Annotated in this window: 20 protein-coding genes; 8 read left to right on the forward strand and 12 right to left on the reverse strand. The window is 67.1% G+C overall.

The features are described from left to right. Positions 1-224: 224 nt before the first annotated feature. The gene (locus ACFWMR_RS28845) at positions 225-1280 is read left to right on the forward strand and encodes a hypothetical protein (RefSeq protein WP_378380640.1); all 1056 of its coding nucleotides are present in this window, start codon (positions 225-227) and stop codon (positions 1278-1280) included. On the opposite strand, the gene ACFWMR_RS28850 is transcribed toward ACFWMR_RS28845, so the two are convergent. Genes ACFWMR_RS28850 through ACFWMR_RS28865 form a run of 4 tightly spaced genes read right to left on the reverse strand, consistent with a single transcriptional unit; the run spans position 1163 to position 5908 of the window. Continuing rightward, positions 1163-2545 (reverse strand): MATE family efflux transporter, encoded by a 1383-nt coding sequence (locus ACFWMR_RS28850; RefSeq protein ID WP_378380641.1) that lies wholly within the window; start codon positions 2543-2545, stop codon positions 1163-1165. The genes ACFWMR_RS28845 and ACFWMR_RS28850 overlap by 118 nt on opposite strands. Next, positions 2542-3591 carry a cysteine synthase family protein gene (locus ACFWMR_RS28855; protein WP_378380642.1) on the reverse strand — a complete coding sequence of 350 codons (1050 nt, stop codon included), beginning with the start codon at positions 3589-3591 and terminating at the stop codon, positions 2542-2544. Before ACFWMR_RS28855 ends, ACFWMR_RS28850 begins: the two co-directional genes overlap by 4 nt. After that, a complete protein-coding gene (locus tag ACFWMR_RS28860) occupies positions 3588-4934 on the reverse strand; it encodes a Y4yA family PLP-dependent enzyme (protein WP_378380643.1) in 1347 nt (448 codons plus the stop codon). Before ACFWMR_RS28860 ends, ACFWMR_RS28855 begins: the two co-directional genes overlap by 4 nt. After that, the gene (locus tag ACFWMR_RS28865; protein ID WP_378380644.1) at positions 4925-5908 is read right to left on the reverse strand and encodes an ornithine cyclodeaminase; all 984 of its coding nucleotides are present in this window, start codon (positions 5906-5908) and stop codon (positions 4925-4927) included. Before ACFWMR_RS28865 ends, ACFWMR_RS28860 begins: the two co-directional genes overlap by 10 nt. 100 nt (positions 5909-6008) lie before the next feature. Here ACFWMR_RS28865 and ACFWMR_RS28870 point away from each other — a divergent pair, with 100 nt between their 5' ends. Further along, positions 6009-7325 (forward strand): amidase family protein, encoded by a 1317-nt coding sequence (locus ACFWMR_RS28870; protein ID WP_378380645.1) that lies wholly within the window; start codon positions 6009-6011, stop codon positions 7323-7325. Here the strand turns inward: ACFWMR_RS28870 and ACFWMR_RS28875 are convergent. After that, positions 7301-8170, reverse strand: a complete 870-nt coding sequence (locus tag ACFWMR_RS28875) for a LysR family transcriptional regulator (protein WP_093935594.1) — start codon at positions 8168-8170, stop codon at positions 7301-7303. The genes ACFWMR_RS28870 and ACFWMR_RS28875 overlap by 25 nt on opposite strands. A 94-nt stretch (positions 8171-8264) precedes the next feature. Here ACFWMR_RS28875 and ACFWMR_RS28880 point away from each other — a divergent pair, with 94 nt between their 5' ends. Further along, entirely contained in the window at positions 8265-8804 is a 540-nt protein-coding gene (locus ACFWMR_RS28880; RefSeq protein WP_378380646.1) for a cysteine dioxygenase family protein, read from the forward strand. A gap of 657 nt (positions 8805-9461) precedes the next feature. After that, on the forward strand, positions 9462-10334 hold the full coding sequence (locus tag ACFWMR_RS28885; RefSeq protein WP_378380647.1) for a poly(ethylene terephthalate) hydrolase family protein: 873 nt from the start codon (positions 9462-9464) through the stop codon (positions 10332-10334). A gap of 35 nt (positions 10335-10369) precedes the next feature. On the opposite strand, the gene ACFWMR_RS28890 is transcribed toward ACFWMR_RS28885, so the two are convergent. The 3 genes from ACFWMR_RS28890 to ACFWMR_RS28900 are packed head-to-tail and all read right to left on the reverse strand — an operon-like array spanning position 10370 to position 13865. Continuing rightward, positions 10370-12628 carry an ATP-binding protein gene (locus ACFWMR_RS28890; RefSeq protein WP_378380648.1) on the reverse strand — a complete coding sequence of 753 codons (2259 nt, stop codon included), beginning with the start codon at positions 12626-12628 and terminating at the stop codon, positions 10370-10372. Continuing rightward, complete coding sequence (locus tag ACFWMR_RS28895) at positions 12625-13518, reverse strand: hypothetical protein (protein WP_378380650.1); 894 nt, start codon at positions 13516-13518, stop codon at positions 12625-12627. The genes ACFWMR_RS28890 and ACFWMR_RS28895 overlap by 4 nt, the downstream gene beginning before the upstream one ends. Then, on the reverse strand, positions 13515-13865 hold the full coding sequence (locus tag ACFWMR_RS28900; protein WP_378380651.1) for a hypothetical protein: 351 nt from the start codon (positions 13863-13865) through the stop codon (positions 13515-13517). The genes ACFWMR_RS28895 and ACFWMR_RS28900 overlap by 4 nt, the downstream gene beginning before the upstream one ends. Positions 13866-13910: 45 nt before the next feature. On the opposite strand from ACFWMR_RS28900, the gene ACFWMR_RS28905 reads away from it, so the two are divergent. Further along, positions 13911-17147 carry a CHAT domain-containing protein gene (locus ACFWMR_RS28905; RefSeq protein WP_378380652.1) on the forward strand — a complete coding sequence of 1079 codons (3237 nt, stop codon included), beginning with the start codon at positions 13911-13913 and terminating at the stop codon, positions 17145-17147. Between the two features lie 7 nt (positions 17148-17154). On the opposite strand, the gene ACFWMR_RS28910 is transcribed toward ACFWMR_RS28905, so the two are convergent. The 3 genes from ACFWMR_RS28910 to ACFWMR_RS28920 form a co-directional block, all read right to left on the reverse strand. Beyond that, positions 17155-17760 carry a TetR/AcrR family transcriptional regulator gene (locus tag ACFWMR_RS28910; protein WP_378380653.1) on the reverse strand — a complete coding sequence of 202 codons (606 nt, stop codon included), beginning with the start codon at positions 17758-17760 and terminating at the stop codon, positions 17155-17157. 2 nt (positions 17761-17762) lie between these two features. Beyond that, positions 17763-18878, reverse strand: coding sequence for a glycosyltransferase (locus ACFWMR_RS28915; protein WP_378380654.1), 1116 nt, complete (start codon positions 18876-18878; stop codon positions 17763-17765). 2313 nt (positions 18879-21191) lie between these two features. Further along, positions 21192-21416 carry a hypothetical protein gene (locus ACFWMR_RS28920; protein WP_378380655.1) on the reverse strand — a complete coding sequence of 75 codons (225 nt, stop codon included), beginning with the start codon at positions 21414-21416 and terminating at the stop codon, positions 21192-21194. 213 nt (positions 21417-21629) lie between these two features. Between ACFWMR_RS28920 and ACFWMR_RS28925 the strand changes: the two genes are divergently transcribed. The 3 genes from ACFWMR_RS28925 to ACFWMR_RS28935 are packed head-to-tail and all read left to right on the forward strand — an operon-like array spanning position 21630 to position 23863. Then, positions 21630-22511 (forward strand): hypothetical protein, encoded by an 882-nt coding sequence (locus ACFWMR_RS28925; RefSeq protein WP_378380656.1) that lies wholly within the window; start codon positions 21630-21632, stop codon positions 22509-22511. After that, positions 22489-23034 carry a GTP cyclohydrolase II gene (locus tag ACFWMR_RS28930; protein WP_378380657.1) on the forward strand — a complete coding sequence of 182 codons (546 nt, stop codon included), beginning with the start codon at positions 22489-22491 and terminating at the stop codon, positions 23032-23034. Before ACFWMR_RS28925 ends, ACFWMR_RS28930 begins: the two co-directional genes overlap by 23 nt. Beyond that, positions 23021-23863, forward strand: coding sequence for a hypothetical protein (locus tag ACFWMR_RS28935; protein ID WP_143267132.1), 843 nt, complete (start codon positions 23021-23023; stop codon positions 23861-23863). The genes ACFWMR_RS28930 and ACFWMR_RS28935 overlap by 14 nt, the downstream gene beginning before the upstream one ends. 284 nt (positions 23864-24147) lie before the next feature. On the opposite strand, the gene ACFWMR_RS28940 is transcribed toward ACFWMR_RS28935, so the two are convergent. Next, positions 24148-25041, reverse strand: a complete 894-nt coding sequence (locus tag ACFWMR_RS28940; protein WP_378380659.1) for a LysR family transcriptional regulator — start codon at positions 25039-25041, stop codon at positions 24148-24150. Positions 25042-25071 lie beyond the last annotated feature (30 nt).

Below are 25071 nucleotides of genomic sequence, written 5' to 3' on the forward strand. Positions count from 1 at the left end.
CCTTCCTTGCGTTAGGCGCAAGGAAGGGGGCCATCATGTACTTGAGCCGCCGGACTCGCGCTCCGCCACAGCCGGAACCCAGCAGGTACCTAAGACACGGTCGGTTCTAACCCGAATCGCGACTCACAACCACCTGTACCGACGCCGCCCCTCCCGCGAACGTTTGAAAACAATCAATTCCGGGTAAATCCTCGTGAGGGGCACGACTCGTGCGGGGTGGATTCATGACGGAGACCGGAAACGGCGAGCCGCCGCATCGCGTCGGGACCGCCAACGTCGAGTGCGTCGAAAACGCTGTCGGCGTCCTGCGAGCACTGGACTACCGCCAAGGCGGCGCCTTCAGCCGCGACGCGGTGCACGTCGTGAAAACGGTCAGTCTCCTGCTTCATTGGGGCGCGGTCCCCGGCGCGCTCCGGGAACGGCTGTTGACCGTGCTCGCCGATCTGCACAATCTGCTCGGCTGGACGGAATTCGACATCGGCCGCCGGATACCGGCGCGAATCCGGTTCGACCGCGCGCTCGATCTCGCCACCGAGGCCGGAAACGGCAACCTCATGGCCAACATCTGCTATCGCCTCGCCAGGCTCGCCCTGCACCATGACGACGTCGAAGGCGGGCTGAGTCACCTCCGCCGGGGGCAGGCGGCCGCGCACCGGTCCGGTTCCCGGCGGGCGCAGGCGATCCTGACGGTCAACGAGGCGTGGGCGCTGGCCATGACCGGTGACGAACGTGCCGCCCTCGCGAGCCTCGCGCGGGCCGAAAGCCAATTCGAGGGAATGGACACCTGGGCGGCCGCGCGCCCCTGGGAAGCCTTCTTCGGTACCACGGACATGGCCGCGATGCGCGGTACCGTCCTGACCGAACTGGCCCAGACGGTCAGCCCCCGGCACAGCGACGAGGCGATCGCCCGGCTTCGCGACGCCACCGGCGGCTACGGCACGGAAATGTCCCGCAGCCTGGCCCTCACCCTGAGCATGCTCGCGCAGAACCACGCGCTCCAAGGCGATTTCGACGAAGCCGTCCGCACCGGGACCGAGGCCGTGGACCTGGCCCGCGGCCTCGGATCCACCCGGACGAAGGACCGGCTCGCCCCGCTGGCGAGGCTGCTGCGCCGTCGCGCGACCGATTCCGGCTCACGCGACCTGCTCGACCGGATCGACGGCTACCGCGCCACCCCGGTCACGGAACCGGCGAACCGGCGCCCGAGCAGGACGGCGGTCGCCGCGAAACCGAGGCACAGACCGGCCCAAACACCCCAACCGCCCCAAGCGAACACGTAGGCGCACAAGAACATCGCGGGCACCCCGACGGCCCAGTACCCGACGAGCGTGCAACGAAGCCCGGAAACGGTGTCGCCGAGCCCGCGCAGCAAGCCGACGAGGATGTTCTGGGTTCCCTTGCTGTACTGCTGCGCGACGGCGAACAGCAACAGCGTCGACGCGGTGCCGAGTACCACCGCGTCGGTCTCGTCGTGCAGGAACGGCCACAACAGGGCCCCCGGCACCACCAGGTATCCCAGGCTCACCACCGCCATGAAAGACCAGGAAAGCGTGAACGCCTGCCGGGCGATCACCGGGGCCTGGCGCCGTTCGCCGCGGGAGACCTCACGACTGACCAAAATGGACGATCCTTGCGAAAGCCCGATGTTGACCTGGTAGACGATGTAGGCGAGCTGATTCGCGACGTTCGACGCGGCGAGCATCGCCGGGCCGAAAGCACCCATCAGCATGGTCGCGATCGAGGTGATCGCGGCCTCCGAGCCGTAGGTGAAACAGATCGGCGTCCCGTGCCGGACGACGCGCCGGACCACCGCGGGATCCGCGCGCCAGAGCGCGAGCGAAACCATGGGCCGCAGCAGCGGGTCCCGGCGGACGGCCGAGGCGAACACGGCGAGGGTGAAGAACTGGACCAGCGTCGTCGCCAGGCCGATCCCGGTGACGCCGAGTTCGGGCAGACCCGCCCAGCCGTAGATAAAGGCGCCGTTGAGCGCGGCGTTGACCGCGATCGACACGAGGGTCACCGCGAGCAGGGATCCCGGACGGCGCAGGCCGACGGCGAACTGCCGCACCACGTTCAGCCACACCATCGGGAAGAGCCCGCCCGCCAGCGCGAACATCATCGCCCTGGCGAGCGAGACGATCTCCGGCTGCTGGCCCAGCAACGGCAACGCGGCCGCGAGTCCACAAAGGACGGCGGCGCCGACCGCCGCGGTCAGGGTCGCGACGAGCAGGGCCGACCGCAGGAGCGACCGGATCTCCTCCCGCGCGCGCTCGTCGGGCCCGTCCGTACCGGTGCGGAGTTCGCCCGCCCCGGCCGCCGCGGCCACGAGGTTCCCGACGCCGGTGACCATGCCGACGCACATGGTGCGGATCTGGTTGTAGAGCAGGATCGCCAGTCCGCCCGCCGCCACCGCGGTCACCCCGAGCAGTCCGAGCATGGCCAGGTCGACACTGGTGAGCGCCACCTGCGCCAGCTGGATGCCCGCGATCGGCGCCGCCAGCGCGACGAGCGCCCGGTAGCCGCGTGTCTGGACCACCGTGCTCACGCCGCCACCGCCACCCGGGCCTGCCGGTCGCGAGTCGCCACCCGGACCGACTCGGCGTAGGTGGTGAACCAGCGCTCCATCCGGCGGTGGGCGAGTTCGTCGAGCACACCCCTGGCGCGCAACCACTCGTCGTTGTAGACCGAGTCGAGATACTTCTCCCCGGCGTCGTTGCACAGCACCACGACGAGACTTCCCGCCGGGTACGCGTAAAGCCGCCGCAGGGCGACGTGGATCGCGCCGCCGGTGGTGCCGCCGACCAGCACACCGGTCCGCCGGGCGACGACGCGGGCTCCGGCAAAGGCGTCGCTGTCGGAAACGCGGTGGGCTTCGCCGATCACCGACCGGTCCACGTTGTCCCCGATCGGGAACCCGGCGGGGCTGCCCGCCCCGGTCTGGTGATAGATCCCCGGCGCGCCACCGAAGATGATGGAACCGACGGGTTCGACAGCCACCGCGTGTGTGCCCGCTCCCGCCGCGCGCAGGGCGCGGGCCGTCCCGCACAGGGATCCGCCGGTGCCGATCGCCGCGACGAGCACGTCGACGGAACCCAGCTGCCGCACCAGTTCCAGCGCCAGCCCGGTGTACCCCTCGCCGTTGCCGGGATGGTTGTGCTGATCGGGGTGGTAGGCCCCGGTTTCCGCCGCGATCCGGGCCGCGACCCGCCGCCGCTGGACCGAGCTCACCCCGCCGTCGGAAGGGCACTCGACGAACACCAGTTCCGCGCCCAGCGCGCGCAGCATCCGGAGTTTCTCGCGGGCCGCGTGGTGATCGACCACGGCGGTGAACCGGTAGCCGCGTTCCAGCGCGATCAGCGCGAGCCCGTTCCCGGTGTTGCCGGAGGTGGGCTCGACGATGTGCCCGCCCGGCCGCAGCCTGCCGTCGAGCTCGGCGTCGTCGATCATCCGCCTGGCCATGCGGACCTTGCACGAACCGGTCGGGTTCAGATGGTCGAGTTTGAGCAGGAGCCGCGTCCCGGTACCGGTGCGCGCGAGCTCCAGCAGCGGCGTGCTCCCGATCAGGTCGGACGCGCGCTGGACGATCGTCATCGGATCTCCTGGATCGGATAGTCGGTGTCGACGTGCCGACGGTCGCCGTCGACCACCACCTTCGGCGGCAACGGAAGCTGGTGGAAGCCGCTCTCGTTCTTGTCCATCTGGTACCCGGCCGTGTTCGGGTACACGAGCAGGTCGCCGGTCCTCGGCCGCGCGGGCAGCTCCACCGCGCGCCAGGTCAGCACGTCGTACTCCATGCAGCTCGAACCGGCGACGATGGTGCGCACCGGAGTGCCGCCAGGACCGTCCTGGCGCACGAGGACCGGATCGGGCAGGAACTCGCTGCCCTTCCACTGTTCGGACAGGCTCATGGACAGGCCCGCGACCGTGGTGATCAAGTGGTCATCGGCGGCTTTGCAGCCCAGCACGGGGAAGACCGAGAACCCGGCGCCGTCGACGAGGGCACGGCCCGGTTCCAGCAGCAGCTCGATACCGGACTCGCGCAGGCGGTCCGCGAGCGGTTTCCCGGCGACCTCGTGCCGCAGGACGGCGGTGACCATGGCCGCTCCCACCGGCGCCTGGTGGTACGGATAGGTCCGGGCCGGGTTGCGGCCGGCGTGGAACCAGCCGTCGTGCCTGCCGGACTCGAACCGCGCCCAGTCATTTTCGTCCACATAGGACACCGCGATGCCGCCGCCGATACTGATCTTCGACGCCGGATGCCCGAGCGCGCGGGCGTCGCGGCACAAGTCGATCAGGGAGGCGGCTAGTTCCGCCCGGGGCACGGGATCGTAGCCGTCCAGATGGAACGAGAAGCCGCGCAGGACGACCGGTTCGGCGCACCTTCGCACGGCCGCGGTCAAGGCGTCGGGAGCGAAGCCGAACCGGCTTTCCGGCGCGGACGGCGGCCGGACCCGCAGCAGCACTTCGGCCGTCTCACCGAGTTCGGCGGCCAGGCGCGCGACGCGTTCCAGTTCGTCGGCCGCGTCCACCGCGATCAGGCAGTGGTGCCGCAAGGCGAGCCAGAGGAGGCCGTCCGGTTTGGCGGCGCCGGTCACCCCGATCGCCTCTCCGCGCACACCGTTGCCGAGGGCGTGCACCAGTTCGGGCACGCTCGCGACGTCGACCCCCGCGCCGGGGCGGACGCATTCCCGCAGCCAGGCCGCCGCCTTGTTCGCCTTCTTCCCGTAGTAGACGGTGCCGTCGACGCGCTCGGCGGCGAGTGCCGCGATCATTCCCCCGAGGTTCTCGGCGAACGTGGCCGGATGGATGACGTGGAACGGGCCACCGCCGACACCGCGGGCGATCTCCCACAGGATCTCCGAGTCGCGCAGCCGGTGCGCCCAAGGACGTTCGAGCGCGGGCAGCGGCGGGGACAGGGTGTCGATCAGGTCCACAGCGCCACCTCGCGGCCGCGGCCCGCTGCGATGGCGCGGGCGGCCAGCGCGTGCGCCACCGGGATGTCGGTGATGATCATGCCGCTGCTGAAGGCGAACACCCGGTCTTCGTCGCCACGACGGCCTGGCAGGCGGCCGGCGAGGATCTCCGGAAGTTCGGCGTCGATCCGGAAAACGCCGTCCGGCCCCGCCATCCGCCGTCCGGTCACCTCGACCTGGGCACCACTGGTGGCCACGGTGTAGTCGGCTTCGGCGAGCGTGCCCTCCTGGACTCCCTTGCTGGCGACCGAGATCAGCAGCCCGCCCGGCGGCAGCCAGCCGAGGCGGATCTTCGGATGCGCGGCCCGGCCGGAGGCGGCGACCACGATGTCGGACTCGCGCGCGGCGGCCTCGACGTCGTCGACGAGTTCGACCTCGCGCTCCGGGAACCGCTCCTTCAGCGCGGCGACGCTGTCGCGCAGGCCGTCGGGATGGGTGCCGAACAGCCGCAGCCGTTCGAGCTCCGGCAACGCCGTGAGCAGGTACGGCAGCGTCCTGATTCCCTGCGCGCCGGTGCCGACCATGAGCGCGGAACGCGCACCAGGCCGGGCGCAGGAGCGCGCGATCAGGGCGGTGCTCGCGGGCGTGCGGGTGGCGCCGACGCGGTGGCAGTCCATGAACGCGAACGGCAGGCCGGTGGTGTCGTCGTAGAGCGTGATCGTCGTGTAGTACTTCTCCGCCGACGTGCCGCCCTGCCGGTAGCTCGTCTTGAACGCGGCCTGTTCCAGGGAGCCGTCGTAGCCGAGCATCGAGTACGCGACGGCGTCCCGCGCGGGATCCGGCATCGGGACCATCAGCTTCGCGGGGTTGCGCGACGCTCCGGACGCGTAGGCCAGGTAGCCGTCTTCGACCAGGGTGATCGCCTCGTGCGGGGCGAGTTCGAGGCTGTGCAGATCCTTGCGGGTGAGGACGTGCAACGAGGGGCCGGGGTTCATGAACGATCGACCTTTCCGGGGGGACGGGATCCGGCCGGAGCTTAATGAAAATGATTGTCTTTATCGCTAACTGTGTCTCTTGTCACGCTAAGCTGGCGCCGTGAAGAGAGCTTGGAGCGCCTCGGAAACCCGCTCGAGAGCGGAAGAAGTGCACGATCTCCACGCCATCGCCCACCTCGCGCCGGAGGACCGCCTACCGGGACCCGCCGGCCCGCTGGCGGGCGTTCCGATGGTCGTCAAGGACAACATCCACGTCGCGGGCATGCCGAACACCGCGGGCACCCCGGCGCTGGCGGACCACGTCCCGCGCGAGCACGCGACCGTGGTCCGGCGCCTGATCGACGCGGGCGTCACCGTCATCGGCAAGGCGACCATGCACGAACTCGCGTTCGGCATCACCTGCGACACGACACCGGTGGGGCCGGTCCGCAACGCCTGCTCGCCGTTCCACTTCGCCGGAGGCAGCAGCGGCGGGACGGCGGTCGCCGTCGCGGCGGGCATCGTCCCGGCGGGCCTGGGCACCGACACCGGAGGATCGGTGCGCGTCCCCGCCGCGCTCAACGGGGTGTGCGGGTTCCGGCCCACCACGGGCCGCTACCCGTCCGACGGCATGACACCGCTGAGCAGCACACGGGACACGGCCGGACCGATCGCCCGCACGGTCACCGATCTCGCGCTCCTCGACTCGGTCCTCGCGGCGGAACAGCCGGAACCCCTGGACGGGATCCCGTCGTCGGCGGTCCGGCTGGGCGTGCCCCAGCGCTTCCTGACCGGCGATCTGGAGGACGACGTCGAAGAACTCTGGGAGTCCACGCTGTTCCGCCTGCGCGCCGAGGGCGTCACGATGGTGCCGATCGACGACACCGCGCTCGCCGAACTCAGTGCCGATCAGGGCATGCCGTTGGTGATCCACGAAGCAGGCACCGGGCTCCGGGCGTATCTGCGCGAGTACGTGCCCGGTGTCTCGTTCGAACGACTCGTTCGCGAGGTCGCCGCCGCCGACGTCCAGGCGATCTTCACCGGCTCGGTCGTACCGGGCGTCGATCCGGCCGTCTACGAGGCCGCCCTCGCCACCCGCTCGGCCTTGCGCGGCACCTACGCGAGGATCTTCCGCGAGACCGGCATCGACGCGCTGGCCTTTCCCACGACACCGGCCACGGCCAAGGAGTTCTCGGCCGTCGAGAACTTCGTTCTCCGCGGGCGCTCGGTCCCGACGTTCGCGACCTTCATCCGCAACTGCCAGAACGGCAGCATCGCGGGCTTCCCCGGCCTGACCGTGCCGATGGGGCGTGACCGGAACGGCCTCCCCGCCGGGCTAGCGCTCGACGGTGCCCTCGGCGAAGACCGGAAACTGCTGGCCATCGGGGCTTCCGTCGAACGGGCCCTGGCGAATCAGCAGGACCGGATACTGGCCTGAAGCGCGTGGATGAGCGCCGCGGCGGCGGGCGGATCCGGTGGATCGCCATACGTGACGGCGTAGATCTGACGTGGATCCTCGGCCAGTTCGGTGGCGTGGATACCCGGCAGCCGGTGCGCGCGCAGGGCCAGCCGGGGCAGCGTGGTGACGCCCATCCGGGCGGCGACCAGCGCCTGCATGACGACCATGTCGTCGCTCACCAGGGAAATACGCGGCGCGAACCCGGCGCGCCCGCAGATCGTGACGAGTTCGTCCTGGCACCGGCCGCAGCCGCCGATCCAGGTGGAGTCGCGGTGGTCGGCGACGGTCTGCCCGGGTTCGCTGGAGATCAGGTAGATCGGGTCTTCGAGCAGGTGGACCAGCCGGAGCCCGTGTTCCTCGCGTGGCGTGTCGGCGTACCGGAAGATCAAGGCTACGTCGATCCGCCCTTCCCGCAGCATGCGCAGCGCTTCGCCCGGCTGCTCGTCGACCAGTCCCAGCTCGATCCCGGGATGGGCGCGGGCCAGCGCGGCGGCCGCCCCGGGAACGATGGTGCTCAGGATCGACTGGAACCCGGCCAGCCGGACCCGCCCGGCGCGTAATCCGACCTGTGCGGCCAACTCGGCCTCGGCGCCTTCGACCCGGCCGACGATCTCGGCCGCGCGGGCGGCGAGCAGCTTCCCTTCCGGGGTGAGCCGGATGCCGCGTCCGATCCGCTGGATCAGCTTCGCCCCGGTGGCGGCTTCCAACCTCGCGAGATGGTGGCTCACCGCCGGTTGGGTGTAATGCAGTTCCTTCGCCGCCGCGGTCATCGAGCCGTGTCTGGCGACAGCCGCCAGCACCGTGAGCTGGACCAGATTCAGCATACATAAAGACTACCTATGAAAGCGAAAGAACGTCGTCATTGGACGTCCCTCGAACACCGGACCACGATGGGAAGCGACCGGAAGGAGAACACCGATGACCGTCGCTTCCACCAATCTGAGACCCGGCCTCACGGAGCTGATAAAACGGCTTCGCCTGTGCACCGGGAGAACGTCCGAACCGCTTGTCACCGCACAGGCCGCGGCTTCCGTTCTCACCGAACTCCGGCCGACGCCGCGGCTGCTCACCGCGGCGGAACGGGAAGGGTCCGCGGCCGGGTACACCCGCAACACGCTGCACGCGGAAGCCGACTTCTCGATCACCGCCCTGGTCTGGCGGCCCGGCCAGCGCACGGAGATCCACGATCACCTGGTGTGGTGCACTTTCCTTGTGCTCCAAGGAACCGAGACGGAGAACATCTTCGACATCGAGGGCGATCGACTGGTCCGGACAGCCCAGCGGCAACGCCCCACCGGCTCGGTCAGCGGTGTGGCGCCGCCCGACGACATCCACCAGGTGCACAACGCCGGCGACACCGTCGCCATCACTTTGCACGTCTACGGCGCCGACCTCAGCAAGGGTACGAGCGTGCGCCGCAATTACCAGGTACGCACCGCGCCGACGTATAGCTCCTGAGCATTGCTCCATTTCGACCAATGCGCTCATCTCGACGCCGCCACCGGCATTTTCCGGCGACGGCACAATGCGGGTCTACCAATTCTTCGCCTGATCGCCGGAGGTATTCCGGCCGGCGGCGTGGTATCCGGCCGCGCGACCCCGGCAAGCGCCGAGCAGGTCTCGGCGGGCACGGCGACCTCACCACCGGCGACAGTGAGCCCCCCCCGGGGCGCCGACTGTGTGGATTTTGGTGCGTTGGACGCTCAGAAATCCACACAGTCCCGCGTGACCGGACCGGTCACCACAGCCAGGTGGCCCGACTCGAGGAAAAGCCGCACCTGCCACGCCAACGTTCGACGCACCCCTCGACAGTTCGTTTTCCGGCCATTCGCGTGCGCGAAACGGCTAGCGATCAGGCCGGGCCGGAGGGCACGCTCTGAAGCGGGCCACTCCGGACCCCGGTGGCCCACTCACGGAGACGGCGGAAGCCGGTCGTCGAAGACCGGCTTTTGTCACCGGAGCGACAGCCTCGCTCCGAAGAATTGCTTTCCACGTGACAGTTCCGCACAACGTCCCGTTTCTCAGTAGTTTCCACGACGCGCACCCTCTCGCCGTTCCGCTATATCTGGGAATCCGTTCCGCTCCAGGAACGGTTTTCCCGAGAGGACATGCGCGATGAAGCGTGGACCACAGTGGGTCGCCGGCGTTCTCGGTGCGGTGACAGCACTTCTCGTCGCGGTACCGGGGACATCGAGTGCCGCCGTCGCCGACGAGAGTCCTTATGCCCGCGGCCCGGCACCCACGAATTCCAGTATCGAGGCGGATCGCGGACCGTTCCGGACCGAGACCGAGAAGGTCCCGGCGGGACAGGGTTTCGGCGCGGGGACCATTCATTTCCCGACCGAAACCGCCCAGGGTACGTTCGGCGTGATCGCGATCGCGCCCGGTTTCCTCGAATCGGAGGCGGCGATCGCCTGGTACGGCCCGCGGCTGGCTTCCCAGGGTTTCGTCGTCATCACCTTCTCGACGAAGAGCACCTGGGACACCCCGGACAACCGGTCCGAGCAACTGCTCGCGGCGCTGCGGTACGTCACCGACAAGAGCCGGGCCAAAAGCCGCGTCGATCCGAACCGGCTCGCCGTCATGGGGCATTCGATGGGCGGCGGCGGTTCCCTGATCGCGGCCCAGAAGGCACCGGCGTTGAAGGCGGCCATCCCGCTGACCGGCTGGAATCCGAACACGACGTTCTCCGACGTGAAGGTCCCCACCTTCGTCGTCAGTGCCCAGAACGATTTGATCGCGCCGGACGGCACGCATTCCCGTCCGTTCTACCAAAGCCTTCCGGAGTCGTTGAACAAGGCGTACGTGCTCCTGGCCGGCGTCGGCCACATGGCCCCGACTCAGCCGAACGTGACGATCGCCAAGTACAGCATCTCGTGGATGAAACGCTTCGTGGACGAAGACACCAGGTATGACCAGTTCCTCTGCCCGTTACCGGCGAACGACCCGGAGATCGCCGTCTACAAGGGAACTTGCCCGATCGGCTGAACACTTGCCCGCTGTGACCTCCAGGGTTTCGGAGGTCACAGCGGGTCCTGCCCGGCGACCCAGACGGCCAGTTGCGTCCGGTTGGTGAAGTCGAGCTTGTGCGAAATGTGCTGGAGATGCGTCTCCACCGTGCGCCGGGCGATGACCAGCCTCGCCGCGATCTCCCGGTTGCCCAGCCCCGACGCGACCAGCCGAGCGATCTCCGTCTCGCGCTGGGTCAGCGGCGGGAGGACGCGCTGGTCGCCGCCGGGCGCCGCCACCGGGCGAGCGTGCAGGACCTCGTGCGGATTCCGCCGCCGCCCTTCGGCGAACGCGGCGTCGAACTTCTTCTCCCCCAAGGCTTTCCGGGTGGCCTCGTGAAACGCCCGGTGGGTGGCCGAGACGGCCACGTCGGGTTCGGCATTGCAGCGCTCCCAGAGCGTCGCGGCGGTTCCGAACAGCTCCGCGGCACGGACCCAGTCCTCACGCCGCGCGGCCACCCAGGCCAGACCGTCGACCCGGTACGCCGCGGACAGCACGTCGGACGTGCGGAGGTCGATCTCCAGCGCGGCACGGATGAACCGTTCGCCTTCGTCGAGATCGCCGCCGAAACCGACCTCGGCGACCCCGGATCCGAACAGCGCCATGGAGCGATACCGGTACTCCCCCGCCTCCTCGCACAGCGACCGCATCGAGCCCAGCAATGCCCGCGCCCCCGGAAGATCCCCTCGGTAGGCCAGCGCGACCCCCTGAAGGAACATCGGATGCATCTGGCGTCGAACATCGCCCCGTTCGCCGAAGATCCGCACGGCTTTCGCCGCGTGGGTCAGTGAATTCGGCTCGGTGGACAGCATCATCACGAACGCCCTCGCGTGGGCGACGTAGGGCGCGGCGTCGTCGTCCTCGATCGCCTCGGCGGCGGCCGACCGCTCCCGGGCCCGCGGCAGATCCGCGTGCAGCGCGGCGCAGAGGGACGCGATCGCCAGACCCCGGGCCCGGCCCGGCGAGTCCGGCGGCATCGCGGCGAGCGCGCGGTCGATCCAGTCACGCGCTTCCCAGGCCGCGCCGCGGGCCAGCCAGTATTCGATCACCCCGACGACCATCTCCAGCGCCACCGGGCTTTCCCCAGGAGTGCGAAGCGACCACGACAGTGCTTCGCGGAGGTCGGCGTGCGCGGCCGTCAGACGTTCGTACGCCTCGTCCTGGCCGGGTCCGAACCAACTGCCGGAAGCCTGTTCGACCAACCGGGCGTAGTGGTCACGGTGTTTCTTCGCCACGGCGAGCTCGTCACCGGAGCCGGAAAGCCGTTGTGCGCCGTATTCACGGAGGAGCCGGAGCATCCGGTAGTGGACCCGGTCCGTGCCGTCGACACGGATCAGTACCGATTTGTCGACCAGCCCGTCGATAGCGTCCAGCGCGGCCGCTTCGGACAGGACGCAGACCTCCTCGGCGGCGGACAGGTCGAACTGCCCGGCGAACACCGAACAGCGTGCCCAGACCGTCCGCTCGGTCGCGGTGCACAGGGAGTGACTCCAGTCGAGGGTGGCGCGCAGCGTCCGGTGCCGCTCGACCGGCAGCCGGAGACCGGTGGCCAGCACGGCCGAGTTCCGCTCGACCCGGTCCGCGATCTGCGACGGCGACAGGACGCGGATCCGGGCCGCCGCGAGCTCGATCGCCAGCGGCAGTCCGTCGAGCCGTCGGCAGAGGCGGACGACGTCCGCGACGTTGTCTTCGGTGACCTCGAACGACGGCAGGACGCTGCCCGCCCGCTCCGCGAACAGCCGCACCGCGCCGGACGCGAGCGCTTCCCGCGGTGTCCTCGCCTCTTCGGACGGCAAGGACAGGGACGGGATCGTGAAGACCTGTTCACCGGCGATCCCCAGCGAGCAGCGGCTGGTGGCCAGGAGCACGAGGTCCGGACAGTCGCGCAACAGCGTCGTGACCAGCTCCGCGCTGCCGGTGAGGAGATGCTCGCAGTTGTCCAGCACCAGCAGCGAACGGCGAGGACGCAGATACGACGCCACGGCCTCCAGGTCCGTCCTCGCCGCCGTGTCGTGCAGGCCCAGGCTGTCCGCGACGGCGCGCGCGACGAGACGTTCGTCCCGCAGCTCACCCAGTCCGGCGACCGTCACACCGCCCGGGAAAGCCCGCGTGAGCGAACTGGCGACCTGGGCGGCCAGCCGTGTCTTGCCCGCACCGCCGGCGCCGGTCAAGGTGACCAGTCGTCCCACGCCGAGCAGCCGTCGTACCTCGTTCTCGTCCTCCGCCCGGCCGACGTAACTCGTCAGGGGCCCACCGCCGTCCACGCGTTTCATCGCCCCTTGCGGAAGATCGCGGTCACCTGCGCGCCCTCGTCGACCTCCATCGGCCCGGCGGTCCGCTGGGTCTCGACACCGACAGCGGTCGCCAGCGCGCAGCCGTAGAGGTCGAGCGCGGATTCGGCGAGCGCGGTCAGATCGGTGATCGCGGCCCGGCCGCGGACCCAGCCCGTCGTGCCGATCACCACCGCCACCACGATCGCGGGCCACCAGAACGCGCCGAGCAGCAGCGTCGGCCAGGCCCAGCTGGCGACCGTGACCGCCGCCGCGAACGCCCCGTTGGCGGCGGAGATCTCGGCCCGCGCGGTCTCCGGCATGGTGAGCCACAGCCGGGGCCACGCGAACGGGAGATCCAGGCCGTACCGCCCGGCCGCGATCGCCTCCACGGCGTGGATCCGGTCGCCCATCCAGGTCGGCCTCCCCGGCCGCGCCATCGCGACCGCGTTCATCCGCGCGGTGGCACGATCGATCTTGTCCTGCGCCGAGGCACTTCGGGACGCCGCCGGGTCCGCCGCCTCCAGCTCCTGCCGGTACCGCAGGCGCCGTTCCCATTTCCGGACGCGCCGGGCCGTCAGGATCGCTCCCGGCCACTGCCCCAGCCACAGTCCACGGGTGACCCCCGCCATGGCCTGGACCAGCAGACCGACACCGGCCGACGCGAGCAGCGCCACGACCAACACGACCGCCTGCACGGTGCCGGCGCGGCCCGCGACGGACGTCGCCGCCGCCGTGAACGCCTGCGACGCCATCGAAAGGTCCAGCGCGTGCGCGTGCCCGAGCCGGACACCGACGAGCGCGCCCACGACGAACAGCGCGCCGGGGACCAACAGCAGCCCGACCCACCGCTGCGCGAGGGTTTTCGCCAGTTCCTTGAAGAAGTCGCTCATCGAAGCCGCTTCATCGCCGAGTCGGTCAGCCCGCATCGGGGCACCGGTCCGGCGGGAGCCGGCCGTTCCTCACGCGAACAATGGCCTTGCGGGCAGCCGAACAGTTCTTCGTGGGCCCGTCCGGTGCCGGAGCCGGGCAGTCCGCCGTGCAGCGAACGGTTTCCGGTGGCCGGGTCGATACCGAAATACCGGCTGAGCAGGCCGGAAATAGGGCGCCCTTCGGCCGCGGCCCGCTCTATCCGGGTCAATTGCGCGAGCTTCGTTTCGTCGAGCCGCGCGACCTCGGCGCGCAGATTCGGCAGATCGAGGCAGAACCGTGCCACCACTTGCCGTTCGGCGTCGTCCATCCGGTTCTACCCCGTTCTCTCCCGTGTTGGGTACGGTATCGGCTGGTGGCACATTATGAGGCGTTGAATCGTTTGTCCGCACGGTTGGCCGAATTCCAACGCTCGCGCGAGCCGGAAAAGTTGTTCACGACGGCGGCGAGGGCCGACGCGGACGCCTTGGCGCCGATAGCGCTGTCCGGCGACGATCTCGGGACCGCCGCGTGCCAGGTGCTCGGCTGGTGGCATTTCTTCCGGTGCTCCGTGCTGACCACGGACGGCAAATACCCGGAATTGGCCAGGTCTCTCACTTTCCTCACCCGGGTGGCGGACCGGCCCGCCGCGCTGCCCGAGCCGGTGCGGGCGCTCATCGGGCCGGTCGCCGAGGCGGACTCCCAGGCCGAGATCGGCCGCGACCTGCTGCTCGCCGGTTCACGTGATCCCGAGCCGCGGCTCTTGGACGCCGGGATCATGCTGCTGTCGGCGGCGGTCGCCGGGACCGAAGACCCTCGCGCCGGCAGCCGGATCGCGCTGCTCATCGTGGGCTATCAGTGGCGTTACCGGCGCACCCACCAGGTGGACGATCTGGAGCACGCCATCGAGACCGGGGAACGCGCGATCCGGTTCCTCCCGGCGGATCACCAGGAACTCGCGGGAATCCTGTCGAATCTCGGAGTTGCGTATCGCGCCCGCTACGGGCGGACCGACGCGATCCCGGATCTGACCCGCTCGATCGAACTGACCACGACGGCGGTGGCCTCGTGTCCCGCCGACGACCCCCAGGGCGTGGCGTGCCTGTCCAATCTCGCCGACACCTATTGCGAGCGGTCGATCAGGACCGGCGACCTCGGCGACCTGAGCGCCGCGATCGACTGCGCCGAGCGGGTCTTGGCCCGGACGCCCGCCGGGGACCCGGAGCACGCGAGCAGTCTCGCCCGGGTCGGCGCGATCCACTTCCGCCGGTACGAGCGTCTGGGCGACGTCGCCGATCTGCGGCACGCGATCGACCTCGAGGAGCGGGCGCACGCGGCGGAACCGGGCCTGTTCAAGCCGCTGACCGACCTGTGCGTGCTGTACCGCGAGCGTTTCCAGCGGCTCGGCGACGTCGCCGATCTGCACCGTGCCGTGAAGTCGGGTGAGCGCGCGCTGGTATCGCTGCCCGACGGCGACGTGCGGCGCGGTGTGCCGGCGTCCATGCTCAACCTGGCCTGTCGCTATCTGTACGAGGCGACGCAGGACCTGGCCCAGCTGCGGCGCGCGATCGACTACGGCAGGCTGGCGGTGGCGGCGAGTCCGGCCGGTTCCCCGGACCGCGCGAGCGCGCTGGGCAATCTCAGCCCCGCGCTGCAACGACTCTACGGGCACACCGGCCTGCTTTCGGATCTCCAGCAGGCCATCGACGTCGACGAGGAAGCACTCGCGCTGCTGCCCGAGGGGCATCCGACCCGCGTCACGTCGCTGTCCAATCTCTGCGTCGCCTATCGGAGCCGGGCGGAGCACACCGAGGCGTCCGCCGACCGCGCGCACGCCATCGAACTGGGTGAGCGGGCGCTGGCCGCCATTCCCGCCGAAGACCCGACGCGGATCGTCACCGTCCGGACGGTGTCCGCCGCGTACCGGGACCAGTACAACCACCACGGCGACGTCGCCAACCTGAACCGGGCGATCGAACTCGCCCATCTGGCACTGGACACGCTGCCCGCCGATCACCCCACCCGGCATCGGTGCCTGTCCGAACTCAACACCGTCTACCAGCTGCGATACCGGCATTCCGCCGACGCGGCGGACATGCGACGCGGCATCGAGTTCCAGGAGCAGGCGCTGGCGTCCCTGCCGGCCGGTCACCCCGAGCTGGCCATGATGTCCGCGAACCTCGGCCAGGCGCACCACCAGTTCGCCGACACCACGGGCCGTCCCGTGGACGAGGGCCGTCTCGATCCCCTCATCGACGTGATCGTGGAATCGGCCGCCACGGCTTCGGCGACGCAGCGGGTACGCTCGTATCACGTGGCGGGCCGGGTGGCGACGGTGCTCGGTGACCACCGCCGGGCCGCGGCGCTGCTGGACTCGGCCGCCGCGCTGTTGTCGTCGCTGCCGCCGTCGGGCGCGGACTGGCGCGACCGCGAATACCGGATAGGCCAGTACACGGGGCTGGTGCGGGAAAGCATCGCCGCGCATTGCGCCTTCGACGATCCGGCGGGCGCCGTCGAGGCGGCCGAGCGAGGGCGAGGCATCCTGCTGGCCGCCGAACTCGGCACCGATTCCCTTGCGACACCGGCGTTCCCCGAACTGCGGACGGCGGCGGCCGATGGCGCGGTGGTCCTGGTCAACACGAACCTCCACCAGGGCGAAGCGATCATCGTCACGGCCACCGGCGACCCGATCCTCGTCCGCCTGCCCGGCCTCGGCGGCGCCGGACTGCACGAGCGGGTCCAGCACCTCATCGACGTCAACCAGCGAAGCGGGTTCGCCGCCGTCCTGCACCAACGGCGGGTGATCCCGGAAATCCTCGGCTGGCTGTGGGAAGTCGCCGTCGCCCCGATCCTGGCCGCTTTACCCGCCATCCGACGGGTGTGGTGGATGCCGACCGATCTGCTCGGCTTGTTCCCGTGGCACGCCGCCGGGCGTCCTGGTGAACCGGGCGCGCTGGACGCCGTGGTCTCCTCCTATACGGCGACCCTGCGCACGTTGTCCCACGCCCGATCCCGTCCGCCGTCGACCGAACGCAGGCAACTGACCGTCGCCGTCCGCAATGCCCCGGGCGCGTCTCCGCTACCGGCCACCGTCGGCGAAGCGGAACACCTTCACAGCGCCCACCCCGGCCTGCCGCTGCTGATCGACGAGAACGCCACGGCCGACGCCGTCCTCGCCCAATTGAGCGCGGCGACGTGGGCCCATTTCGCCTGTCACGCGGACGCCGACCTGATCGTCCCTTCCCGCAGTGGAATCCAGCTCCACGACGAAGTCCTGACCCTGTCCGAGATCAGCCGTCTCCGGCTGGCCGACGCCGAACTCGCCTACCTGTCCGCCTGCTCGACCGCGAATCCGGGCATCGCTCAAGCCGACGAGTCGCTGCACCTGGCGTCGGCGTTCCAGCTGGCGGGCTTCCGCCACGTCATCGCCACCCTGTGGCCGATCGCCGACGACATCGCGGCCACCACCGCGCGCGAGATCTACCGGCACCTGGACGGAAAGCCTTCCGCCGACTCCGCCGCCCACGCCGTCCGGCAGGCCACCCTGGACCTGCGCGCCGCTCACCCGGATCGGCCGGATCTGTGGGCTTCACTCATCCACAACGGTCCCTGACCGCGCTTCACTCGGCGAAAATCGTGATGGCTTGCCTGGCCAGCCACCGCTCGCTGTCGTCCCAGCTCCAGCCGCACTCCCTGACCAGGGTCCGCCACGCGTTGAAACCGAAGCAGAACCACAGCACGTCGGTCGTGTAGGAGACTTCCGCCGTCAGGAAGCCCTTGTCCCGCAAGCTTTCGGCGATGGCGGTGAGTGCCTGCCGGTAATGGGCCGTACTCTGCCGCCAGAGCTGCTCGCCGTCCTCGTGTACCGGCAGCGCCGCGAAGAGGATCTCGATGACCTGCCGGGAATTCTCGTTGCCCAGCCGGGTGCCGTTCGCCACCAGCGTCAACGCCGTCGCGAGGCTGTCGGTCCGCCCGACGGCTTCGACGACGGTGGCGGCGTCGGTCCGCTCGATCGACTCACCGATGATGCGGTGCAGTATTTCGGACTTGCTTCCCGCGCTCGCGTACACCGTCGGCGGCGCGACGCCTGCCCTCTTGGCGATATCGGCGACCGTGACCCGGGCGTACCCGTTGGCGGAGAACAAGTCCGTGGCCGCGCGCAGGATGTCCCGCCGGGTCTCGGCGGCCTCCCGCACGCGGCGCGGCGAGTGGTAGGGCCTGGTCATCGCTACGCTTCCAGCGTCGCGGCGACGTCGGGCGCGGCGGGCATGGCGGCGATCTCCTTGGCGATCATCCGCACGGACTCGCGGACGTCCACGTCCTCCAGCGCCGTGCGGACCGCGGCCACCGTCGCCTCCGGCGTCTGCGACGGCGGAAGAAGGGCGATCCCCGCACCGGCGGCGGCCACCCGCTCGGCCTGGAAGAACTGGTCGGCGCCCTGCGGCAGGACGACCAACGGCACACCTTTCGACAAGGCGGCGGACGTCGTGCCCGCGCCCCCGTGCGTCACCACCACGTCGGCGCCGTCGAGCAGGTCGTCCATCGGCGTGAAGCCGACGAACGTGATCCGTGAGGGGTCGACGTCGAACTCCTCGGGCCGCGCGGCGAGCCCGAGCGTCACCACGATCTCGAAGTCCAAAGTGGACAGTGAGCGCAGCAACGGGCTGAGTCGGTCGGGCCGACTGAAGAAGGTCCCGAACGTCACCAGCACCCGGGGCCGCTCCGACGGGGCGAGTTTCGCCGATTCGGCACCCGGCTCCCGGAACGCCTCGGGCCGCAACGGCAGCCATCCCTCCGGCTGCCGCCATTCCTCGGCGCGCATCGACGTGGGCCACGTGTCCAGCAACCACTTGCCGGGCCGCCACGGCAGTCCATGCTCCTCGTGCCGCGAGCGAGCCATGGCGGCCATCGCGTCGGTGAACGGCGGCGGCAGCGGCGGCCCGAAGGCCAGGGTCGCGACCGGCGTGTCCGTCGAAGCCGCCACCAGGGGCCCCACGTAGTCGCACAGCTCGGACACGACGAGGTCCGGCCGGAAATCCGCGGTGACGGCGAGCGCCTCGTCCGCGGTCAGGTCGACACGGGTGCCCGCGAAGAACTCGGCCACCGAGTCGGGCGTGGGGTTCGTCGCCGGGTCGGCCCCGGTACGCCGCGCGACCTCGGCGAACAGCACGTCCGGCAACGGACCGGCGGCCAGCAGGTCAAGACCCTGCGGCGCGAGCACCGGCGCCATTCCGGCCGCGGTCAGCACAGCCACGTCGTGGCCGCGATCCCGGAAGGCCCGCGCGAGCGGGAGCAGCGGCAGCAGGTGACCGTGCTGCGGAACACTTGACAAGAGGATGCGCATATTGATCAGAGTAGCCATCTATCCAATAGCTGTCTCGTGCCGCAGCAGCGGCTGCTTCTCCCGTCGACCTTGCGCTCAGCCCCCTGCGGACAGCAAAAAAGTGGTCGGATGTGCGTGCGCTACACCGGTGCTGCTGACCATGTCCGGTTGGTCCCGACACGACTTGGCCGTGAGCGAGCTTGCCGTTCGGAACAGTCGACAAGTTCGTCGGCATGGAGGAGGTGGCGGCGTGCCGCGCACTGGGTTTCTGCACCGTCGCCCTCGCGCCGCCGTGGTCCATGACAGCGACCTCGTCTCGATGTCGCGACGGCTGTCGGACGGCCGGCAGCGCGAAAAATTTCGAAGATAGTCCTCCAGTGGTATCGCGGCAGGTCCACTTGTGAGGGCTCTACACGCCCACAGCAGGCCAGGATGCCGACCGCGTGGCGGGAATCGGCGGCGCCATTCCTCATCCAGAAAGCAGCCGTAGCCAGGTTTCCAGTCTCCTTCGGAACTAGCCCCCGCGCAGCACGGACAGCACCTGGCTTCCCCGGCGAGAGGTACGAGCAGCGGCATCCCCTGAAAATGACCCCCGAGAAACACGATCCCGCACCTTGAGTCCAGCCAGACCCGAACCACACCACCCCCATGAAACGCCGGCCGCACCCCGAACGACAACACCGTCGACCCCACACTCACGCCGACAACCCAGATGAGAAAAATACCGAATCGGCACCTGAAATCAGACATACCGCATGATCGATATGGCGGGCATGACGGCTACCAGACCGAGTAAGACCAGCAGTATGGCCTTCAGAAGACAGGGTTCGTCAGCGGCGCTCCACAGCCGGATCGGCCCCATGCCGCACTCGGCCCGCCTGCCCGATCTCGGTTGTCCCCATCTGAGCGGAGTTGGTTTCCACTGATGACTTGGCCGGTCCGAGCCCCCTGCTCGTCAGCGCGGCCCGCCGCAACCGTTCTTCGAGTTGGCCGCTCAGTCACATCGGCTCCATCAGGCAGTTTCCTCCAAGGAGATGGTTCGCCAGGTGAGCCAACGGAATTCGGTGTGCGCGACACAGTCCAGCGGACACGGTCGTGCTGCCGTCCTGGACTTTGATGCGGGGAATCGGTCGAGCGGCCGCTGCCTGCCGCGGCGGTTGAGATACCAACCCATTTGGATGAGTGGTATGACACAGACGGATCAACGCGGCGCCCAGGCGCAGGTACACCCTTGCCAAGTCGCCGAGAAGTGCCAACCGAGCCGCTTTGGGATAACGCCAATCAACTACATTCAGTGCAACCCGTTTAGCATATCGCGCGAATACGCAAACCGAACGGGTGACAGGTCGCGTCAATACGAACTCTCCGTGATACCTACTCGAACCCGCGTCGCGAAGTTGTCAGACCTGTGCGTCCGTCTGGCAACACCAGGTCCGCTATGGTTCTACGAACGGCACACAGGTGACAGTGTTGAAACGAGCAGGCCTCAAACCGGGAAGGACCGAGGGTGCGGGGTGCGAAAAAATGATCATCAGGCATCCGAGTCTGATGATCTCTGAACTCTCGCCAGGACTGATTCCTGCCAACCAGGGCGATGTCGTTCAAAAATCCGGGAATAGTCAACCAAATTCGGAGCACTGTCAGCAAACTCGCTCAACCAAAATAAGGTCACCATTGACGATGCATCACAAAGGATTGCAGCCAGCATAAAACACGTCAAAGGATAACAAATAAATGCCCGACGTCGGCAACCGGCCTATGAGATGGAGACTGCATGACACCCCAGCGTCACCCGACCCGAACCCTTCGCCGCAGTCCCCGACCGACTCGACCTTGGCGGGGAAGTCAGCGGGGTCCAAGTTCTCGATTACCATCGTTGGCGACCTTCGGGTCGACGTGAATGTCCAACTTGGCAGCTACGATTTCGGGCCCGCGTGCTCTCAATACACGTCCTACAGAGAAGTTTTGATCACCCCTGGCGGGACAGCACTATCGATGTGTCGAGCGTTTGCTCCTTACTTCAATTCGAGACACGTAGTCTCCGCTCTCGGCATGGACAGCTATTCAGACAACCTTCGACTGGCCGTGAACGAGGCAGCAACCAGTTCGACACTTCAAGAAGTTGATACCCCAAATGGGACAACTATCGCTCTATTCTGCGATTCCGGCACCCCTGCTTCGACAAGTCGTTTTTCCGTAGCCAGTCCAAGGTCTCCATACTTGTCAATGGATCCGGAGTGGATCCATGAAAACCTTCCGTCGGCCCTTGGATCCGACATGCTCACCATGGATTGCCTGTTACTGGCTTCCCCAGATTCGTCCACATCAGCACATCTAGTAGCTCAAGCCGCTCGAAGCGCAGGTTGCCTGCTGGCCATAGACGTGGTTCCCCATAACATAATCGACCACGCCGACAGAGATGAAGTACTTCGACTTCTCTTCGGAGCGAACCTGGTAACCGTGGAACTGGGCACACTGGCTCAAATGTTCGACACCAATTGCCAGCCCGCCGAAAGCCACCAGGAGGCCGAGCGCCTTTACAATCTCCTGAAGCCACACTTAGCAGAGCAACATTGGGTCGTGATTAGATTCGGATCACTCAGTATCGAGTATTCAATTATCTACTCACCCGATGGACCACTGAAGGAAACCGACTCCGGACCAGCGATTCGCGCTGGAGGATACCCGTCTGGAAGCGAGATATCCGGAAGCGAGTACAAGTTCATCCTGTCGCAATGGAAACATTAGAACCAAGCAGAAAGAATTTGTCAAATGACTGTCAAATCTAGCACAGAGTTGGTAACAATGACGCATTCGATTGATGGTTTACCCGAGACCACACCAGAGGTACGCCGCATTTGGGTTCAGCGGGAAGGGCTGATCGAGTACAAATCCTGGTTTATCTTCAGCTGGGAAATTCAGGGAGCAGCACTCAAGAAATTAATTACTTTTCTACGCGCAGAGAACCGTCGATTTTGCGACCTCAAAGCAACGCCAGAGCGCCTCAAGGTCGCCGCACAAGAATATAGTTCTGTCGACACAAGTATTCCAGAGTTGCCACCCAGGCTAATCGCGATCCCAGAGTCCAAGCTCGCGAAAATGGGCACCCGACTCGTAACAGAAGGCCGATTTACTTATGGCGACAGCGTCGGCGGCCTGGCTCCATCCGCAGTCGGGGATATCGACAGCAGGTTGCGCGACAAGGTCAATAGCAGCGATTTAGTACTGTTCAGCCCCGGCGTACTGGCCAGACTGAAGTGCGTAATAGAGAACGAGCCTCACTACTTGTTCCAACTGGCGGTCAAGAACCTGCGCAGGTCAGGTGCGATATTTTACAAGGCAGTAGGCGGGCATCTCAAGTTTCACCCGGCCTTCGATGAGGTTATTTATGATCTCGGCCTCAAGGTAAAAGAATACGGACAATCACAAGACTCTCGCGATCTGGTATTCCATGTCCAGGGAGCCAAGCTTCAAGCAGTGACCGACCTGTTCGACAGGGAGACCGTCGGCCCCGACGGCGAAAAATTCTTCGTGCGACCAATAGTAAGCATGCACGATGAACTCTGGGAAGAAGTTGGACCGCTGGACACAAGTGACGGCGTAAGCCTCTTTTCCGACTTGGAGATGCGGAGTGATTTTCTTAGCGCAAGATAGTATCACCACCCGACACGGAGTCTTTCTTGAGAGCTTATTTTACAATGGCCTCTGCCAGTCTGTCGCGCTCACCGTCGGTGAAATTTGCGGCGCCAAAGACGTGCTGTGCAGAGTTCACTCGTCATGCCTGTCGGCTCACGCCCTCGGTTCAATTTCATGTGATTGCTCCGCGCAGATGGACCACGCTCAGGCCAGACTGATCAAGGCCAGACGCGGAATAATAATTTGGCTCGAACAAGAAGGTCGCGGGAACGGCCACTTGGCTAAAATGCTGGCAGAGCCGAACAAGCGGCTCGGCTTGTCGCAATCTGCCGCCTATGAGGCTGTTGGATTTCGAGCAGACGCCCGAGATTACTCTGACGCGGTCAGTATTTTGACTCACTTCAAAGTCGCATCGATAGTACTACTCACAAGCAACCCGTTGAAGCGCAGATTTCTTGAGGAGTCCGGCGTGGTCGTCTCCAGAACGATCGAGACTCCCGAAGCGACCAAAAAAAGGGAGCGAGGTCATGAACCCGGCTGAAGACGCAACGGAATTACCCGCGACCACCATCGCCAAAGGACTGGCGACAAGGCCGGCATATCTTCTAATTTTTGGTGTTTCATTCACTTTTGCCACGGCCTCTGGAGCAGGCTTCACCGTCGGCCTGAGCAATTCAGTGCCATCAATTACGATCACCAGCGCCATTGTCTTCATCATCGCCCTGCTCTCGTGCCTCACAACGGCATACAAGTCGATCACTTTAAGTGAACAACAAGCGCTTTCCGCAGGTGACCTAAGGCCGCAAATGGATGTTCCGAACGGTCAACCCCCTTCAACTACCGAAGAAGGCGAAGGCGTTCTTAACATCTCTTTTCCCGAAACACTCGACTCGGACTTCGGGACGGCAATCGAAGTCTTCTTGTTCGGAGTTCACCAAAGCCATATCCTGATTCGCTACTACAATCTGATTCAGGAGAAACTTCAGAAGGGTTGCAGGATGCGCATACTGCTTCTCGACCCGAACTGCACGGCGGCGGTAAAGATGACCGCCATGCGGTTTCCCGGAGAGGCATTGGAGCAACAGGAACTTTCTCGAATTCAATCATCCCTGTCAAACTACAAGAAGATTCAGGAGAAGTATCCGCAACTTGTGGAGATCCGAGTCATACCGTTTCTCCTCCCTTACGGTGGCTTTATGTTCAACTGGAGCACCGACGAAGCCGCAGTGCACATCCAGAGATACACCTTCCAAGTTCAAGGCGGCTCACATAAACCGAAGTTTTCACATAAAGGAAAAGGGAACAGGTGGTTGCACCTCTACCGGGCCGAGGTGCTGGCCATGTGGGATGCCGCCGCACCCATTAATTGAGGAGCTCATATCACCCACTCGGTTCCCCGGACGACTCGACCACGTCGGATCCGCGGTCTCCACAGGCGGGTCGGGCTGGCGGGATTGGTCCGTCCTTGACCAGCCGCGGGCTTCTTCTGCGAATTCGTCCTCGCACAAGCGGGTTTGGTCCTCCGGCACGTGAACGGACGACTCGGCCATCGTCGGCGCATCACAGTTTCGGATCCTGGACAAGTCTTCCCCCGGGACCCGCATTCCGGCGTCACCAAGCCGGACTTGAAGACCGGACGGACCGCAGGACGACGTCAGCTTCGAGCCCGAACGGCGATCTCCCCTGCGAAGGCGCGCGCCCGGCCGCTGTCCTCCGCGTGCCAGACCACTCCGAGCACTGACTCCGGCAGCCCGGTGAGCGGCACGAATACGACCGAATCCCGCCGCCCCTGGTGTTCGGCCGTCGAGCGGCACAGCATCATGCCGCCCTGGCCCGCCGCGGCGAGGCCCATGCCTTCCTGCAGTGTGCCGGCGGTCGGCCCGCGCGGTATCCGGCGCCCTTCGGGGGTGATTTCGGGGGCCTGGGCGTGGCGCCAGTATTCCGGGGCCGGACCGCGGATCCCGATCAGAGGGCATTCCGCCAGTTCCTCGACAGTGACGGACTCCCTGCGAGCGAACGGATGCCGAGACGAGACGGCGAGCACCTGAGGCTGCCGAGAGAAAACCGGACCGAGCACCAGATCCGGTTCTTCCACCGGAAGCAGCACCACCGCGGCGTCGACCTCCCGGCGGTGGAGCGAACCGAACGGATCGGCCAGCGGAATTTCGGTGAGTTCCACCGCGCAGTCCGGGTAGTGCTTCTCGAATCCACCGATGGCGTTCGCGAGATGGTCGTCGATGGTGCCCTGGAAACCGATGCGCAACACGCCGCCGTCCCCTCGCGCGGTGGCGCGCGTGTGATCGACCGCGGCCCGAAGAGCCTCGTAGGCCGGACGCAGTTCGGCGAGGAACTTCTCCCCTAGCGGAGTCAGTTCCGCCCGGCGGCTCGTGCGCTCGACGAGCGTCGCGCCGATCCGGCCTTCCAGCGAGCGGAGCAGCTGACTGACCCGGCTCTGAGAGACATACAGGCGTTCGCCCGCCCGGCCGAAGTGCAGTTCCTCGGCGAGTACCAGGAACGCTTCCAGCTCCCGGATCTCCAGGCCGCTCATCGGTTTCCTCCACCTTTGGATCCATTAGTC

This window comes from Amycolatopsis thailandensis (assembly GCF_042723255.1).
GTDB classification, from domain to species: Bacteria; Actinomycetota; Actinomycetes; order Mycobacteriales; family Pseudonocardiaceae; genus Amycolatopsis; species Amycolatopsis thailandensis.